This window comes from Methylobacterium sp. WSM2598 (assembly GCF_000379105.1).
Taxonomy (GTDB): Bacteria; Pseudomonadota; Alphaproteobacteria; order Rhizobiales; family Beijerinckiaceae; genus Methylobacterium.
Genome location: NZ_KB900609.1, coordinates 6304420 through 6320404, shown reverse-complemented (window position 1 = coordinate 6320404; position 15985 = coordinate 6304420). Strand labels below are relative to the sequence as shown.

Annotated in this window: 16 protein-coding genes; 15 read left to right on the top strand and 1 reads right to left on the bottom strand. The window is 71.9% G+C overall.

The window, feature by feature from the left end; all coding sequences use genetic code 11:
* Positions 1–229 precede the first annotated feature (229 nt).
* From cobT to MET2598_RS0129460, 3 genes are all read left to right on the top strand, one after another.
* Complete coding sequence (gene cobT / locus MET2598_RS0129470) at positions 230–2122, top strand: cobaltochelatase subunit CobT (RefSeq protein ID WP_012336131.1); 1893 nt, start codon at positions 230–232, stop codon at positions 2120–2122.
* A 229-nt stretch (positions 2123–2351) separates the two neighbouring features.
* Complete coding sequence (locus MET2598_RS0129465) at positions 2352–2714, top strand: hypothetical protein (protein WP_012336132.1); 363 nt, start codon at positions 2352–2354, stop codon at positions 2712–2714.
* Positions 2715–3239: 525 nt separating this feature from the next.
* Positions 3240–3920, top strand: a complete 681-nt coding sequence (locus tag MET2598_RS0129460; RefSeq protein ID WP_018263291.1) for a response regulator transcription factor — start codon at positions 3240–3242, stop codon at positions 3918–3920.
* On the opposite strand, the gene MET2598_RS0129455 is transcribed toward MET2598_RS0129460, so the two are convergent.
* Entirely contained in the window at positions 3902–4294 is a 393-nt protein-coding gene (locus MET2598_RS0129455; protein ID WP_018263290.1) for a PilZ domain-containing protein, read from the bottom strand. The two genes, MET2598_RS0129460 and MET2598_RS0129455, sit on opposite strands and share 19 nt — an antisense overlap.
* 171 nt (positions 4295–4465) lie before the next feature.
* Here MET2598_RS0129455 and MET2598_RS0129450 point away from each other — a divergent pair, with 171 nt between their 5' ends.
* The 12 genes from MET2598_RS0129450 (at position 4466) to fliQ (ending at position 15837) form a co-directional block, all read left to right on the top strand.
* Positions 4466–5092 (top strand): hypothetical protein, encoded by a 627-nt coding sequence (locus MET2598_RS0129450; RefSeq protein WP_018263289.1) that lies wholly within the window; start codon positions 4466–4468, stop codon positions 5090–5092.
* A gap of 126 nt (positions 5093–5218) precedes the next feature.
* A complete protein-coding gene (locus MET2598_RS0129445) occupies positions 5219–6508 on the top strand; it encodes a DUF1217 domain-containing protein (protein WP_018263288.1) in 1290 nt (429 codons plus the stop codon).
* 180 nt (positions 6509–6688) lie between these two features.
* Complete coding sequence (locus MET2598_RS0129440) at positions 6689–7933, top strand: DUF1217 domain-containing protein (protein ID WP_018263287.1); 1245 nt, start codon at positions 6689–6691, stop codon at positions 7931–7933.
* 6 nt (positions 7934–7939) lie between these two features.
* The gene (gene flgF, locus MET2598_RS0129435) at positions 7940–8668 is read left to right on the top strand and encodes a flagellar basal-body rod protein FlgF (protein ID WP_012336138.1); all 729 of its coding nucleotides are present in this window, start codon (positions 7940–7942) and stop codon (positions 8666–8668) included.
* Positions 8669–8671: 3 nt separating this feature from the next.
* Positions 8672–9997 (top strand): flagellar protein export ATPase FliI, encoded by a 1326-nt coding sequence (gene fliI / locus MET2598_RS0129430; RefSeq protein ID WP_012336139.1) that lies wholly within the window; start codon positions 8672–8674, stop codon positions 9995–9997.
* A 70-nt stretch (positions 9998–10067) separates the two neighbouring features.
* Complete coding sequence (locus MET2598_RS0129425) at positions 10068–11291, top strand: flagellar hook protein FlgE (protein WP_012336140.1); 1224 nt, start codon at positions 10068–10070, stop codon at positions 11289–11291.
* A 167-nt stretch (positions 11292–11458) separates the two neighbouring features.
* The gene (gene flgK / locus MET2598_RS0129420) at positions 11459–12910 is read left to right on the top strand and encodes a flagellar hook-associated protein FlgK (protein WP_018263286.1); all 1452 of its coding nucleotides are present in this window, start codon (positions 11459–11461) and stop codon (positions 12908–12910) included.
* Between the two features lie 5 nt (positions 12911–12915).
* Positions 12916–13950 carry a flagellar hook-associated family protein gene (locus MET2598_RS0129415; protein ID WP_018263285.1) on the top strand — a complete coding sequence of 345 codons (1035 nt, stop codon included), beginning with the start codon at positions 12916–12918 and terminating at the stop codon, positions 13948–13950.
* A 284-nt stretch (positions 13951–14234) separates the two neighbouring features.
* Entirely contained in the window at positions 14235–14582 is a 348-nt protein-coding gene (gene flaF / locus MET2598_RS0129410) for a flagellar biosynthesis regulator FlaF (RefSeq protein ID WP_012336143.1), read from the top strand.
* 8 nt (positions 14583–14590) lie between these two features.
* A complete protein-coding gene (flbT, locus tag MET2598_RS0129405) occupies positions 14591–15034 on the top strand; it encodes a flagellar biosynthesis repressor FlbT (protein WP_018263284.1) in 444 nt (147 codons plus the stop codon).
* Positions 15035–15145: 111 nt separating this feature from the next.
* The gene (flgD, locus tag MET2598_RS0129400; RefSeq protein ID WP_018263283.1) at positions 15146–15574 is read left to right on the top strand and encodes a flagellar hook assembly protein FlgD; all 429 of its coding nucleotides are present in this window, start codon (positions 15146–15148) and stop codon (positions 15572–15574) included.
* On the top strand, positions 15571–15837 hold the full coding sequence (gene fliQ, locus MET2598_RS0129395; protein ID WP_018263282.1) for a flagellar biosynthesis protein FliQ: 267 nt from the start codon (positions 15571–15573) through the stop codon (positions 15835–15837). Before flgD ends, fliQ begins: the two co-directional genes overlap by 4 nt.
* Positions 15838–15985 lie beyond the last annotated feature (148 nt).

Below are 15985 nucleotides of genomic sequence, written 5' to 3'. Positions count from 1 at the left end.
CCGGGCGATGCGGACGGCCCGAGCCGCGGGGACCAGCGCGACGCCGCGCGCGCCGAGGCCTGCGAGGAGGCCGGGCTCCGGGCAGCCGACGAGACCCACCGGCAGCCCGAGGCCATCCCGGACGCCTGCGCCGACTGCTGCCCCGACACCTGCCCCGACACCTGCCCCGACGCTTGGGACGATCTCCCGGAGCGCTCCTTCGATCTCGACGCGGTGAAGAAGTAGCCGGATGTCCATTTCCAACCGCAAGCCAGGCGAGAAGCGCGAGCCGGCCGCCGAGCCGCTGAAGCGCTCGCTCGCCGGAACGCTGCGGGCCATCGCCCGCAGGCCCGAGGTCGAGGTCACCTTCGCCTCCGACCGGCCCGCGCTGACCGCCGACAAGGCCCGCCTGCCCGAGCCGCCCCGCAAGCTCTCCGCCGCCGACGTGGCGATCCTGCGCGGCCACGCGGATTCGATGGCCCTGCGCCTCGCCTGCCACGACGCGGCGATCCACCGGCGGCTCGCCCCCGAGGGGGCGCCGGCCCGCGCGGTCTTCGACGCCGTCGAGCAGGCCCGGGTCGAGGCGATCGGCTCGCGGCGCATGGCCGGCGTGGCCGGGAACCTGACCGCCATGCTGGAGGACCGCTACCATCGCGGCGGCAAGTACGAGGAGATCACCGACCGGGCCGACGCGCCGCTGGAGGATGCCGTCGCCCTGATGGTGCGCGAGCGCCTGACCGGCCAGAAGCCGCCGGAGGCCGCCGGCCGCATCGTCGAGCTCTGGCGCGACTTCGTCGAGGCGCGCGCGGGCCGGAACCTCGACGGGCTCCTCGGCAGCCTCGAGAACCAGCGCGCCTTCGCGCGCGCGGTGCGCGACCTCCTCTCCTCCCTCGACATGGCGGACGACGCCCCCCTCGACCCCGAGGACGAGGAGAGCGAGGACGAGAACGAGGCGCAGGAGAACGAGCAGCAGGCCGGCGAGGGCGAGGCGGAGCAGCAATCCCAGGGCGACCGGGCCGAGGTCGACGTCTCGGACGAGGCCTCCGACGACCTCGACGAGGGCGCGACCGAGGCCGCCGACGCGCCCTCCGGCGAATTGCCGGACGATGCCGAGGACGCCGACTCGGAGGAGGCCTCCGAATCCTGGCGCCCGCCGACCCCGCGCCCCAACGAGGTGCGCGGTCCCGACTACAAGGTCTACACCGCCAGGTACGACGAGGTGATCCACGCCGAGGATCTCTGCGACGCGGACGAGCTCGGGCGGCTGCGCTCCTACCTCGACAAGCAGCTGGCCCACCTGCAGGGCGTGGTCGGGCGCCTCGCCAACCGCCTGCAGCGGCGGCTCCTCGCGCAGCAGAACCGGGCCTGGGAGTTCGACCTGGAGGAGGGCCAGCTCGACCCCGCCCGCCTGCCGCGGGTGGTCATGGACCCGTTCCAGCCCCTGTCCTTCAAGCAGGAGAAGGACACGAATTTCCGCGACACGGTGGTCACGCTCCTCCTCGACAATTCGGGCTCGATGCGCGGGCGCCCGATCACCGTGGCGGCGACCTGCGCCGACATCCTGGCGCGCACCCTGGAGCGCTGCGGCGTCAAGGTCGAGATCCTCGGCTTCACCACGCGGGCCTGGAAGGGCGGCCAGGCCCGCGAGGAGTGGCTGAAGGCGGGCAAGCCGCCCTCGCCCGGCCGCCTCAACGACCTGCGCCACATCGTCTACAAGGCCGCCGACGCGCCCTGGCGCCGGGCGCGCAAGAATCTCGGCCTGATGATGCGCGAGGGGCTGCTCAAGGAGAACATCGACGGGGAGGCCCTCGACTGGGCGCACAAGCGCCTGCTCGGGCGGCCCGAGCAGCGGCGCATCCTGATGGTGATCTCGGACGGTGCCCCGGTCGACGATTCGACCCTGTCGGTGAACCCGGGCAACTACCTGGAGCGCCACCTGCGCTACGTGATCGAGGAGATCGAGACCCGCTCGCCGGTGGAACTCCTCGCCATCGGCATCGGGCACGACGTGACCCGCTACTACCGGCGCGCCGTCACCATCATCGACGCGGAGGAACTCGGCGGCGTGATGACCGAGAAGCTGGCGGAGCTGTTCGACGAGGGCGGGGACGCCCCGCCGCGGCGGGCCGGGCAGCGGCGCTGACGCCCGCGGCGGCGATCCGGGCGATTGCGCCGGGCGCGGATCGGCGCGAGGATGACCTCGTCCGAACGGCGGGCGATCGGGTCCTGGCCCGCCGCCGGCCGCGGCGCTATGGTCGGCGCACGCGCCGGGCTCCCGGCGCGGCGGACGCATTCCTCAAGGTGAGGGTCACGCGGGGCCGAGCAGATCGCTCAGCCTTGCGTTGTAGGACGGAGATGGACCGGTGGTATCGATGACCAGTCGCCGCAGCCCCAAGTCCCGCGCCGCGTCCCGTGCTCCCTCCCGCGCCACTTGGTCGATGGGCGGCTTCGACCCGGTCTTCTACCTCGCCACCTATCCGGACGTGGCCGAGCACGGCTGCGATCCCCTGGAGCATTACCTGACCTTCGGGTGGAAGGAGGGCCGCGATCCCTCCGCGCAGTTCAGCACGTCGGGCTATCTCTCGGCGAATCCCGACGTGGCCGAGGCGGGCATCAACCCCCTGGTGCATTACCGCATGCACGGCCTCGCCGAGGGGCGCAGCGGCTGGCAGAAGACCCTGGATCCGGCCGGAATCGCGCTGCGGGCGCGCCGCGCGACCCGCAAGCCGGACTGACGGCCGCCCCGCCCGGGACGCCGCGCCGGCCGACCGCTGCCGGCCCTGCGGCGCGGCCCGCTGCGGTCCACTGCGGCACCGGGGCGGCCGCCGCCATTCCCCACGCCCTGAATTAAGCCGCGCGATCTATGCCGGTCGCCCGTGGCCCGGGCGCGACAATCCCAAGATCTTTGCCAGCACATCCGCCGGTGCCCCGCAGGTCATCGACCGGGCATTGACAGGGGTGCCGTCGCGTCACGGCGGCCGCAACACCTCGCCGCGCGCGCGCTTGGTGATTGGCGGGCCGTGTCCGCGTTTCGAGGTTAAAAATTGCTAAACCCTGTTAACCATTAATTAACCGCGCCCTCTCAAACATCGGCCCATCGCAAGCGCCTTGCCGCAATCGCTTTCCAGCCTCGATATCCGAGGCTGATCAGCAACGCGTGCAGCGAATGCGTGTGAACCGGCCGGGATCGAGAAGCGCCGAGCAACAGGCTTCGGTCCTGACCTTGCAAAACTGGCCAATGTCTTTTGGGGGCAAGGGCAGTGTATATCGTGATCGATGAGCGGCAGGGCGTCGCGGCCGAGTACGTGGCGGGCTTCAACGAGCATGGAGTCCCCTCCCGGAGCCTCGACGCGGACACCCTGCGGACCTGGCTCGACGCTCGGTCGCGCGATGACCTCGACCGCGTCGAGGGTTTCCTGATCGGCGACTACCAGCACCGCGCCGCCGACACCGCCATTCTGCGCAAGCTGTCGCGGGCACCGATCATCGCGCTCAGCGAGACGCGGTCCCTGGCGCAGACCCTGGACCTCTTCACTGCCGGCATCGACGACGTGGTCCGCCGGCCCGTCCACGTCCGGGAGATCCTGGCCCGGGCCGACGCGATCCGCCGCCGGATGAACAGGGGCGAGCCGCGCAGCGCGGCGCCCCAGCAGGCCGAGCGGCTCGTCGTGCACTTCGACGGCCGGGATCCCGAGATCGACGGCGAGAGCCTGATGCTGCCGCGCCGCGAGCGCCACATCCTCGAATACCTCGCCCGCAACCGCGGTCGCTGGCTCACCAAGACCCAGATCTTCGACGCGGTCTACGGCGATCACGCCAGCGACGTCGAGGAGAGCGTCGTCGAGGGGCACATCAGCAAGCTGCGCAAGAAGCTGCGGCAGCGCATCGGGCGCGACCCGATCGAGGCCAAGCGGATGGTCGGCTACAGCTTCGTCGGCTGATCCGCCGGATCGCGCCGGGCTCCCGAAGGATCCGGCGCGGACCCGCCTCGGATCCGCGAGGATCCGCCAGGGTCCGCCCCGGATCCGCGAGGATCCGACAGGAAGGCGAGGCCGGCGAAGTCGCCGCGCCGCCAGCGCAGGACCACCGTCACGCTGCGCAGGTCGTGTCCGGCGATATAGAGCGCGAAGCGCTCGGGCAGCGCGACCGCGCGGTCGATCCGGATCTTGGCGCCGCTGCGCGACAGGTCCCGCACCGTGCAGGGGACGAGTTGGTCGCTGCCCAGGACGATGCGGCCCTGCTGCAGCACCCGGTGCCGGCGGCCCGCGCCCGGATCCCGGTTCCGGCCCGCCGAGTGCTCCTTCGCGTCGTCCATTCCGACCTGTCCCCCCGGTCCCGCTGCGCGCCGGAACGCCGCTCCTCCCGAGCCTAGGGCGAGGCCGCGCCGGGGCAAAGCCCCTCCCGGGCGAGGCCCGGCGACCGAAGGTTAACGCGACCTTAACCAAATCCTTTCAAGTCTTGGCAACTGATCCTCGCCGAGCCGGTCATGCCCGTCGCTTCCCGCCCTCCCCGCCAGCCGCCGCGCGCCGCCAAGCTGCCGGCATCCGGGCCCCCGCCCTCCAGACCCCCGGCCCCGACCGGGACGAGCGGGCGCGCGTCCCTCATCCTCGAGTCCGGCCTGACCACCGCCGAGATCCGGCGCCGGGTGCGCGCGGCCGCCCTGGAGCGGGCGACCTTCGCGGCGGTGATCGGGCTCGGCATCGCGACGACCGGGTTCGCCGCCTACACCTTCGTCGGAGGACCGATGCCGGTCGAGCTCCGCCCGATCGTGCCGCCGACCGCCGGGCCGATGGCCTGGAAGCGCGGCATCACCGCCACGCCGCCGCAGGATCTCGACCCGCTGGTGACCGGCTCGCTGCCCGACCCGCGGACGCCGACGGCGCCCGGCCAGGGCGGCGCCAGGACCGAGCCGGCCGGGCGGGGCTACACGGTGCGGGGCGTGCAGGAGGGCGTCGCCCTGATCGAGGGGCCGAGCGGCCTGCGCCGGGTGGAGCCCGGCACCGAGCTGCCCGGCGCCGGGCGCGTCCTGTCGATCCTGCCCTCCGGCGGCGGCTGGATCGTCGTCACCTCCGAGACGATCATTCCCCCGGGCGGGTCGGTCGCGCGCCGGTAGCCCGGGTCGTCGAGCCTGACGCAAGGAAAGCGGTTTACCGGTTCCAGAGGATGCATGACGTAAGGTCGGGGCAGGCCGGGCAGGACCCGGCGGTGCCCTCCCGCATCCGCAGCCGGAGACGACGTCGTGACCTCGACCTTCACGAGCTATCAGCTCCTCACGCGCGACATCACCAAGACCCTCACGCGCAAGGCCAACGAGAAGACGGTCAGGCGCGACACCGACTATTTCACCGCCAATATCGGCAAGGTGAAGTCGATCGATGAGTTCATGAAGGATGACTGCCTCTACGCCTACGCCATGAGGGCGCACGGACTCGAGGAGATGATCTACGCCAAGGCGTTCATGCGGCGGGTGCTGACCGAAGGCGTGGCGTCGCCTTCGAGCTTCGCCAACCGCCTCGCCGACCAGCGCTACGTCGAGTTCGCGCGCCAGTTCCAATTCGCTACGGATGTCACGGCGCAGGGCGCCGACCCGGTGATGACCGGCAAGACCTACGCTGATTACAGGCTCGGACCGGCGATTCCGGCCCGGCTGAGCGGAGCTTTCCCGCTCGGCCAGGCGATGGACTTCTCGGACAAGGTCGAGGCCCGCTTCACGATCAGTTCGCGGGTCGATGCCACGACCACCAAGAGCGCCACCATCGTCCTCAACAAGTCCACGCTCAGGGACGCGGTGTCCGACCTCGCGCGCGTCACGCCCGCCGAGCTGGTCGCGGCGATCAACAGCCAGATCGCCGCCTCGGGCGAGGCGAACCTCGCCGGCGAGGTGTCGGCCAGCCTCGGCGCCAAGGGCGAGCTGTTCCTCGAGACGACCGCCTTCGCCTCGCTCGGGGCCGACGGCAAGCCCGGCGGCACGGGGGCCTACGCGGACGTCCTCTACGAGGGGGGCGGGCAGGTCCGCACCATCACGATCCAGAATCTGGCCCCGGCGGAGGGGCGGCAGTTGGCGGATGTCGGCTTCGGCTCCGCCCTGCCGATGAGCGCCCGGGCGCAGCGGGTCACGCTGGCCTACCTGAACCAAGCGATCGAGCGCGACGAGGGCGAGAAGGACACGGGCGTGCGCCTCGCGCTCTACTTCACGCGCATGGCCCCGACCCTCAGCAGCCCCTACGACATCCTGAGCGACCCGGCCCTGACCAAGGTCGCCAACGTGGTGCTCGGGCTCCCGGCGACGAGCGGCGCCGCGACGAGCGACGCGCTCGTGCGCCGCGCCGCGCTCATCAAGCAGAAGATCGACATCGCGAGCTTCCAGGACCCGGCCAAGGTCCAGGCCTTCGTCAAGCGCTTCGCGGCGATCTGGGACGCCACCAACGCGGACGCGGAATCCTCGCCGGTGCTGGGGCTGTTCCCGACGAGTCCGAACTCGCAGGCGGAGAACCTCGGCAGGCTGCAGCGCTCGCGCGCGAAGTTCTGACGCGGGGCGGGGCCGCGAGCCAGGAAGCCGCAAGCCAGGAGGCCGCAAGCCAGGGGCAAGCGTGCACCGTTACCAGTCCTTCAACCGCCACATCATAGGGTCGAGCGGGCTCACACCATGACACGTCGAGGCCATCCCGGCGGACCGCGCCGCCCTGCGCCCGACGCAGGAGACCGCGCCGTGACCTCGACCTTCACGAGCTACCAGCTCGTCGCCCGCGACCTGCCCAAGGCCCTCCAGCGCAAGGCCGCCGATCCCATCGTCGCCCGCGACACGGCCTATTACGAGGCCAATATCGGCAAGGTGAAGTCGGTGGACGACCTCATGGCCGACCAGCGCCTCTACGCCTACGCGATGAAGGCGTACGGGCTGGAGGACATGACCTACGCCAAGGCGTTCATGCGCAAGGTGCTGGAAGGCGGCGTCGCGGATGCGTCGAGCTTCGCCAACCGCCTCGCCGACCCGCGCTACGTCGCCTTCGCCCGGGCCTTCGACTTCGCGGCGGGCGCGGCCTCGGCGAGCGGGGCCGACGGCTCCATCTCCGAGAGCGGCGTCGTGCCCCCCCAGCCGGCGCAGCTCTCCGCGCCGGCCGCCCTGCCCGATTCCACCGACTTCTCGGGCGCCAACGAGGCGCGCTTCACCCTGACGAGCCGGCTCGACGCGACGACGACCCGCTCGGTCACGATCACCCTCAACGCCGCGACGCTGGCGGGGTCGGCGGCGGATCTCACCCGGGTCACGGGCGCCGAGATCGTCGCGGCGATCAACGCGCAGATCGCCGCCTCGGGCGAGGACGGCCTCGAGGACAGGGTGCAGGTCGGCCTGGGCGCGCGGAACGAGCTCTACTTCGAGACCACCGCGAGCGCGCCCGACGGATTCGGCACCGCGGTGGAGGCCGGGGGAACCGGCCGCACCCTCTCGGTCGAGAACGCCGCCCCCTCCGCCGCGGACCGCAGGGCGGTCGGCATCGGCTTCGGCACCGCGCTGCTCCCCGACGCGCAGGTCAGGACCGTCACGGACGCCTACCTGGAGCAGACGCTGGAATCCGACGCGGGCGAGGAGGATACGGGCCTGCGCCTCGCCCTCTACTTCGCCCGCATGGCGCCCACCCTCACGAGCGCCTACGACATCCTCGGCGACGCGGCCCTGTCCAAGGTCGCCAACACGGTCGCGGGCCTGCCGGCGACGAGCGGGGCGGCGACGAGCGAGGCCCTGGACGCCCGCGCGGCGTTCCTCGCCGCGAAGATCGACATCGCGGGCTTCCAGGACCCGGCCAAGGTCCAGGCCTTCGTCAGGCGCTTCGCGGCGATCTGGGACGCGCAGAATTCGAGCGGCGACTCCCCCATCCTGGCCCTGTTCACGACGGCCGGCGGCGGCGGCGCCGACCCGCTCGGCAGCCTCTACCCAACGAACGCGAGCAGCTGACGCACCATGCAGAACGGCCTCTACGTCTCCCTCTCGGCCCAGGTCGCGCTGCAGAAGCGCCTCGACACGGTCGCCAACAACATCGCCAACCTCGCCACGGTCGGCTACCGGGCCGAGGAGACGAAGTTCGAGGCGGTGTTCGACAAGGCCAGGACGGGGCCGGTGGCCTTCGCCAGCACCGGCGACACCTACATCTCGCGGCTCGCCGGGCCGACGATCAAGACCGACGCGCCCCTCGACGTGGCGGTGCAGGGCGATGCCTGGCTCTCGGTGCAGGGCCCCGGGGGCGCCCCGGTCTACACCCGCGACGGTCGCATGACGATGGACGCGAGCGGGCAGCTGCGCAGCGTGTCCGGCCAGCCGATCCTCGATCCCGGCGGGGCGCCCATCCTCCTCGACCCGAATGCCGGGCCGCCGACGATCGGGCGCGACGGCAGCATCCAGCAGAACGGCAGCCTCGTCGGCTCCCTCGGGGTGTTCACCCTCGATGCCAAGTCCCGCATCACGCGGGCCGGGCCCGGCGCCGTGACGTCGAACCTGCCCGCCCGCCCGGTCCAGGACTTCACCAAGATCGGCGTCGTGCAGGGCCATCTCGAGGGCGCGAACGTCAACCCGATCCTGGAGATGACGAAGCTCATCGCGATCCAGCGCGCCTTCGACAACGCGGTCGCGACGGCGAGCGAGGCGGATTCCTCGCTGCAGAGCGCGATCCGCACGCTCGGGCCGACGGGCTGAGCGATGACGGACGCGCTCGCGCGGCTCGACGCGGCCCTCGCGGCGGGGCTCGAATCGCTGCCGGTGGTACGGGTCGGCGGGCCGGTCCGCGAGGTGACGGCGAGCGCCTGCCGGGTCGCGGGCGTCGCCCCCTTCGTCCGCCTCGGCGACCGGATGGGGATCGAGGCGGACGGGCGCGTGCAGATCGCCGAGGTGGTGCGGGTCGACGCCGCCGGCGCCACCCTCAAGCCCTTCGAGGCGCGGATCGAGGCCGGGATCGGCACCCGCGCCTTCCGGATCGGCCCGGCGCGGGTGCGGCCCGCCCCGTCCTGGAAGGGGCGCGTCCTCGACGCGCTCGGGCGCCCCCTCGACGGGCTCGGCCCGCTGCCGCCCGGCCCCGACCTCGTTCCCCTCGACGCCGACCCGCCGGCGGCCCTCGGCCGGGCGCGGCTGCGCGCGCCCCTGCGCACGGGGGTGCGGGCGATCGACCTGTTCACGCCCCTCTGCGCGGGCCAGCGCATCGGCATCTTCGCGGGATCGGGCGTCGGCAAGTCGACCCTGCTCGCCATGCTGGCCGGGGCGCGGGGCTTCGACAGCGTGGTGGTGGCGCTGGTCGGCGAGCGCGGCCGCGAGGTGCGGGAATTCCTCGAAGGCCCGCTCGCGGCGAGCCGCGGGCGCGCCGCGATCGTGGTCTCGACCGGCGACGAGAGCCCGATGATGCGCCGCCAGGCGCCCCGCCTCGCCATGGCGGTCGCCGAGAGCCTGCGCGACCGGGGCGAGGCGGTGCTGCTGATCGTCGATTCGGTGACGCGCTACGCCCACGCGGCCCGGGACGTGGCGCTGGCGGCGGGGGAGCCGGCCGTCGCCCGCGGCTTCCCGCCGAGCGTCTTCTCGGACCTGCCCCGCCTGCTCGAGAGGGCCGGGCCCGGGCAGGACGGGCGCGGCAGCATCACCGGGATCTTCTCGGTCCTGGTCGACGGCGACGACCACAACGACCCGGTCGCCGACAGCATCCGCGGCACCCTCGACGGGCACGTGGTGCTCGATCGGGGCATCGCCGACCAGGGCCGCTACCCGGCGATCGACCTCCTCGGCTCGATCTCGCGGCTTTCCGACCAGGTCTGGACGCCCGAGCAGCGCGACGTCGTGCGCCGGCTCAAGGGCATGATCGCCCGCTTCGAGGAGACCCGCGACCTGCGGCTGATGGGCGGCTACCGCGCGGGCTCCGACGCGGAGCTCGATCAGGCCGTCGGTCTGGTCCCGCGCATCTACGAGTCCCTCCGGCAGGAACCCGGCCAGCCTCCGAGCGAGGACGCCTTCCTGGAACTCGCCCAATCCTTGCGCGGGTGACCCACAGCCCAGCCCCGCGCAAGCGTGCCCGCGTCTAGTACCCCGCAACCGGAATCTTCGAGGTCACACGATGAGTCTCCTTGGCGCCCTGCGCACCGGCATGTCCGGCATGAATGCCCAGTCCAACCGGATCAGCACCGTTGCCGAGAACGTGCAGAATGCCGGCACGACCGGGTACAAGCGGGTCTCGACGGAGTTCTCATCGCTGCTGCTGTCCTCGAGCGCGACCGGCGACTACAATTCGGGCTCGGTCGAGACGGTGCAGCGGCGCGCGGTCAGCGACGAGGGCGCGCGCGTCAGCACCTCCTCGAAATCCGACCTCGCGATCGCCGGCAACGGCTTCTTCGTGGTCAAGGACGCGAGCGGCGCCTCCTACCTGACCCGGGCCGGCAACTTCGTGCCCGACGGCTCGACCGGCACCTTCAAGAACGCCGCCGGCTTCACCCTGATGGGCTACAGCCTCAAGAACGGCCAGGCCAGCCCGACGCTCAACAGCCTCGACGGCATGGTGCCGGTCAACATCTCGGCGCTCGGCATGAAGGCGAGCGCCTCGACCAAGGGCGCCCTGACCGGGAACCTCGATTCGACCGCCGCCGCGGTGACCTCCGGCGCGGTGCCGGCCGGGTCGAACTACTCCAAGAAGACCTCGCTCGTCACCTACGACAATCTCGGCAAGGCGGTCACCCTCGACATCTACCTGACCAAGACCGGCGACAACGCGTGGTCGGCCTCGGTCTACGACGCGAGCAACAGCGCGAGCTTCCCGGCCTCGCCGCTCACCACGATCCCGCTCGGCTTCGTGAACGGCAAGGTCACCTCGGGCGGGACGGGCAGCGTGACGGTCCCGAACGGGCAGCCCGTCTCCCTCGACCTCACCGGCATGACCCAGCTCGCCTCGGCCACCGACATCAAGGGCAGCGCGGACGGCAGCAAGGCCAGCGCCGTGACGGGGGCCGAATTCGCCGCGGACGGCACGGTCTACGCGGTCTACGAGGACAACTCGAAGGTCGCCGCCTTCAAGATCCCGATCGCCGACGTCGACAGCCCGGACAACCTCAAGCCGCGCGCCGGCAACGTCTACGAGACGACCCTCGAATCCGGCGCGCTGCAGGTCGGCTTCGCCAACCAGGGCGGGCGCGGCGGAATCGTGTCGGGCGCCCTCGAACAATCCAACGTCGACGTCAGCACCGAACTCACCTCGATGATCGCCTCGCAGACCGTCTACACGGCGAATTCGAAGGTGTTCATGACCAGCAACGAGATGCTCGACACGCTGATGCAGCTCAAGCGCTGAGCCGACAGGGGCGCGGCCGCTCCCGGCGGGGGGCGGCGGCGCCCGGTTCCCGATCCCGGCGCGGGCTCGACCACGCCCCGGCCCACCGGCCGGTCCTTGCGCCAGCGCCGCCATCGCCTCTCCCGGCGCGGGCGTCGCGTCCCGCGCGTCTCCTCCGGAGCCTCCCGATGGGCCTCTCCCTCGCGCTTGCCACGGCGCGCTCCTCGCTCCTCGCCTCCTCGACCCAGATCGCGGTGTCGTCCCGCAACGTCGCGGGCGCGTCGAGCGCGGGCTATTCCCGCAAGATCGCCACCCTCGTGCCGGGCACCGGCGGCGTCACGGTCTCGATCACGCGGGCGAGCGACGCGGCGCTCTACGCGCGCATGATCTCCGCCACCTCGGACCTCGCGGGGTCGCAGCAGCTGCTCAGGGGCCTGCAGTCCCTGCAGCAGACGGTCGGCGACCCGCAGAGCACGACCTCGGCCGCCGCCCGCCTCTCCGCCCTGGCCGCCGCGCTCCAATCGGCGGCGAACAGGCCCGACGACGCCACGCTCGCCCGCGCGGCACTCGACAAGGCCCGGGACCTCGCCGCGAGCCTCAACCAGGCCGCCGGCGCCGTCGCGAGGACCCAGGCCGACGCGGACGCGGCCATGGGCGAGTCCGTCACGCGGATCAGCGATCTGCTGTCGCAGTTCGACCTCGCCAACAAGGCGGTGATGCGCGGCACCGCCCTCGGCGCCGACGTCACCGACGCGCTCGATTCCCGCGACCAGATCATCGCCAAGCTCTCGGAGGAACTCGGCGTCACCGTGGTGCCGCGCGAGGGCGGCGACGTCGCGCTCTACACCGACAGCGGCGTGCCCCTCTACGACCGCATCCCGCGCAAGGTCAGCTTCGCGGCGACGCCGACCTACCAATCCGGCACGACCGGCAATGCCGTGATCATCGACGGCGTGGCGGTCACCGGGCCGAACTCGCCGATGCCCCTGCGCTCGGGCACGCTCGCGGGCCTGAGCCAGCTGCGCGACGTGGCCGCCCCGGCCTACGCGGCGCAGCTCGACGAGATCGCCTCCGCGCTGATCGCGACCTTCCGGGAGACCTCGTCCTCGGGCGGGGCCGACCTCGCCGGCCTGTTCCGAAACGGCAGCACCTCCGCCCTGCCGAGTTCCAAGGCGGGGCTCGCCGCCGCGATCACCCTGAACGCCGCGGTCGATCCGCAGAGGGGCGGCGACCCGGCGCTCCTGCGCGACGGCGGCATGAACGGCGCCGCCTACCGCTCCAACCCGGCCGCCGCCGGCAGCGGCACCGCCTATGCGGGCCGGCTCACCGCCCTGGTCGCGGCCCTGTCCGTCAAGCAGAGCCTGGGCAGCGCCCCGGGCCCGACCGGGTCGATGGCGCTGGCCGAGTACGCGGGCGCCTCGGCGGGCTGGCTCGAATCCCAGCGCAAGGTCGCCTCCAGCACCGTCGACCAGCAGACGACGCTGCTCGGGCGCGCCTCCGACGCCCTCTCGAACGTCACCGGCGTCAATACCGACGACGAGACGGCGCTGACGCTGCAATTGGAGAGGTCGTACCAGGCCTCCGCCAAGCTGGTCACGCTGATCGACGAGCTGTTCAAAACCCTCATGAACGCGGTCTAGACACCATGCAGACGAGCTACATCTCGACGCAAAGCCTCTGGAACGCGCCGCGCAGCGCCACCGCCCGGCTCCAGGCCGAGAGCGCCAAGGCGACCCAGGAGGTCGCGTCCGGCCGCTACGGGGATGTCGGCCTCGAACTCGGGTCGCGCGTGAGCGTCTCCCTCGCGCTGCGCGGGCAGCAGGACCAGCTCGCCGCGCTGAAGCAGGACAACGGCCTCACCGCCCTGCGCCTGGACCAGACCCAGGCGACGCTCAAGCAGCTCCAGGCCGCGGCCGACGACACCCTCAAGCAGCTGCTCGGCGCCTCGATCGACAAGAAGGTCTCGACCATCTCGACGCTGGCCGCCACCCAGCTCGCCGCCCTCACCTCGGCCCTGAACGGCGCCGCCAACGGCCAGTACCTGTTCGCCGGGCTCAACACCGACAAGGCGCCGCTCACCGCCTATGCGGGCAGCCCGACCTCGCCCGCCAAGGCGGCGGTCGACCAAGCCTTCCAGGCGGCCTTCGGCAGCGCGGATCCCGCCACGATCACGCCGGCCCAGATGACCGCGTTCCTGAATGGGCCCCTGGCCCAGCTGTTCGACGAGGCGCACTGGACCGCGACCTGGTCGAGCGCGTCGAGCGACGCGCTGACGAGCCGGATCGCCCCGGACGAGACCGCCCGGACCTCCGTCAGCGCCAATGCGGAGCCGATCCGCAGCCTCGCCATGGCCTACGTCCTCGCCTCCGCCCTGAAGGCAGACACCATGTCGGCGGCCACGCAGACCGTCATCGCCGACAAGATCACGTCGCTGCTCAGCCAGGGGAGCCAGGGCCTCGTCGGCCTCCAGGCCGATCTCGGCACGGTGCAGGCGCGCATCAAGGACGCGAACACCCGCATGGACGCCCAGAAGAGCCTGATCGCCAGCCGGATCGACGATCTCGAAGGGGTCGATCCCGCCGAGGCCAAGACCCGGCTCGACCGGCTCAACGCTCAGATCCAGATGTCCTACTCGCTCACGTCGCAACTTCGGCAGCTCAGCCTCGTCAATTATCTGTAGTGATCGCCGGTTGCGGATCATCTTCCGCAGCTGCACTCAGCTTGGTTCTCCTTGCATGGGAAGGTTTTCACGGGCGCAGGCCAGGTCCCGCGCGCGTCATGGGCTCCCAAGAAAGGCCGCTCAGGAGTTTGTCGGTGTTAACCTTAAGCACAAACTCTCCTGAGATACTTCGCGACGGCCGCCCGACCCGGCGCGGATGGGGCTCCCGGGGCCCCTCCGACCGGCGGGCGGCCGGTTCGACGGTCCGGCTGACCGGGCCCGAGTCACACGAGGCATCAGCGACGATGTACCGTTTTTCCTACAACGAGATCCTGGAAGACGCGCCGGACCTCTGCCGCGAGCGGGAGCGCGCGGCCTTCGACAGGGCGCTCGCCCTGCTGCGGAAGGCCGATGCGGCGGACGCGAAGTTCGAGGATCGCGGCGAGGCGGTGAGCTTCCTGCAGCGACTCTGGGACGTCCTCATCGAGGACCTCCTCAACCCGGAGAACGGGCTGCCGGAGCCGTTGCGCACCGACCTCGTCTCGATCGGGCTGTGGAGCATGCGCGAGGCGAGCGAGGCCCTGCGCCTGCCCGAGCGCAGCCTCGCGCCGCTGATCGACGTGAACACGGCGATCCGCGACGGTCTGCGATGAGCCGGCGCATGCGGCTGTCCCTGCGGGCCGGCGAGCGGGTCTACGTGAACGGCGCGGTCCTGCGCGTCGACCGTCGGGTCTCGCTCGAGCTCCTGAACGAGGCCACCTTCCTGCTGGAGCAGCACGTGCTCCAGCCCGAACAGGCGACGACCCCCCTGCGGCAGCTCTACTTCGCCGCCCAGGTGCTGCTGATGGACCCGGCCGGGGCCGAGCCGGCCCGCAAACTCTATGAGGAGTTGCATGCCGGCCTGATGGCGGCGCTCACCAACGCGGAGATCCGGGAGGGCCTGATGGCCGCCTCCGCCCAGATCGCGGCCGGGCGGCCCTACGAGGCCCTGAAGCTCATCCGGAATCTCTACGCCGCCGAGGCGGCCGTCCTCGACGGCGGCGCGGCCCAGGCCGAGCTGCCCCCGCCGCGCCGGGTCGTCCGGAGCGCGGGCCGCGCGGCCTGAGGCCCGAGCGGCCCGAGATCCAACCGGCACGAGAGCCAACCGGCCCGGATCCAAGCGACACCGCGCCGCCGGCGCGGCAGCGGCGCCGCGGCGCCAGAGGAGAGACCAGCGATGAGCATCACCGGCATCAGTTCGTCCACGGCGGGGGCGTCGAGCGGCGCGACCGCGACGGGCGGCAGCGCTGCGCCCACCACCTCGAAGACCGCGACCTCGCTCAACACGGACGCCTTCCTGCAGCTGCTGCTCACGCAGCTCAAGAACCAGGATCCGACCAAGCCGATGGATTCGACGGCCTATATGGGCGAGCTCGCCACCTTCTCGGAGGTCGAGCAGAGCACCAAGATGAACAACAAGCTCGACGCGCTCCTGTCCTCGAACTACCTGGCGCAGGCCGAGAGCGCGATCGGGCGCACCGCGACCTCGGACGACGGCAAGATCACCGGCGTGGTCGCCTCCGTGAAGATCACCACGGACGGTCCGCTCGCCACCTTGAAGGACGGCCGGCAGCTGCTCCTCGGCAACGGCGTGTCGCTGTCGTGAACGAGGTCGACGCCCTCGAACTGGTGCGCACCGCGATCTGGACCATCCTGATCGGGGCCGGGCCCGCGGTCGCGGCCGCCATGGCGGTCGGCATCGCGGTCGCCCTGCTCCAGGCCCTCACGCAGATCCAGGAGGTGACCCTCACCTTCGTGCCGAAGATCGTCGTGATCCTGCTCGTGATGCTGATGACCGGCTCCTTCGTCGGCACCCAGCTCTACATGTTCACCGAGAACGCCTACGGGCGGATCACCTCGGGCTTCTGAGGAACGCGGAGAGGGCCCGGATGGCCGTCGCGCGAGGGCCGGCCCGGCCCTGGCGGCGCGGTCTCGCGCCGGCGAGACCCTCGGGGGCGGGCCGAACCGGGGCCGCGAGGGGAAGGGCGACCGCGCGCGGCGATCGCCACCACTTCAC

What these genes read in the sequence shown, in the direction of transcription:
- flgF (WP_012336138.1), top strand. Translation starts at nt 7,940, where the DNA reads ATGCAGAACGGCCTCTACGTCTCCCTCTCGGCCCAGGTCGCGCTGCAG.
- MET2598_RS0129415 (WP_018263285.1), top strand. Translation starts at nt 12,916, where the DNA reads ATGCAGACGAGCTACATCTCGACGCAAAGCCTCTGGAACGCGCCGCGC.
- MET2598_RS0129455 (WP_018263290.1), bottom strand. Translation starts at nt 4,294, where the DNA reads ATGGACGACGCGAAGGAGCACTCGGCGGGCCGGAACCGGGATCCGGGC.
- fliI (WP_012336139.1), top strand. Translation starts at nt 8,672, where the DNA reads ATGACGGACGCGCTCGCGCGGCTCGACGCGGCCCTCGCGGCGGGGCTC.
- MET2598_RS0129425 (WP_012336140.1), top strand. Translation starts at nt 10,068, where the DNA reads ATGAGTCTCCTTGGCGCCCTGCGCACCGGCATGTCCGGCATGAATGCC.
- MET2598_RS0129450 (WP_018263289.1), top strand. Translation starts at nt 4,466, where the DNA reads ATGCCCGTCGCTTCCCGCCCTCCCCGCCAGCCGCCGCGCGCCGCCAAG.
- cobT (WP_012336131.1), top strand. Translation starts at nt 230, where the DNA reads ATGTCCATTTCCAACCGCAAGCCAGGCGAGAAGCGCGAGCCGGCCGCC.
- flgK (WP_018263286.1), top strand. Translation starts at nt 11,459, where the DNA reads ATGGGCCTCTCCCTCGCGCTTGCCACGGCGCGCTCCTCGCTCCTCGCC.
- MET2598_RS0129465 (WP_012336132.1), top strand. Translation starts at nt 2,352, where the DNA reads ATGACCAGTCGCCGCAGCCCCAAGTCCCGCGCCGCGTCCCGTGCTCCC.
- flaF (WP_012336143.1), top strand. Translation starts at nt 14,235, where the DNA reads ATGTACCGTTTTTCCTACAACGAGATCCTGGAAGACGCGCCGGACCTC.
- flbT (WP_018263284.1), top strand. Translation starts at nt 14,591, where the DNA reads ATGCGGCTGTCCCTGCGGGCCGGCGAGCGGGTCTACGTGAACGGCGCG.
- flgD (WP_018263283.1), top strand. Translation starts at nt 15,146, where the DNA reads ATGAGCATCACCGGCATCAGTTCGTCCACGGCGGGGGCGTCGAGCGGC.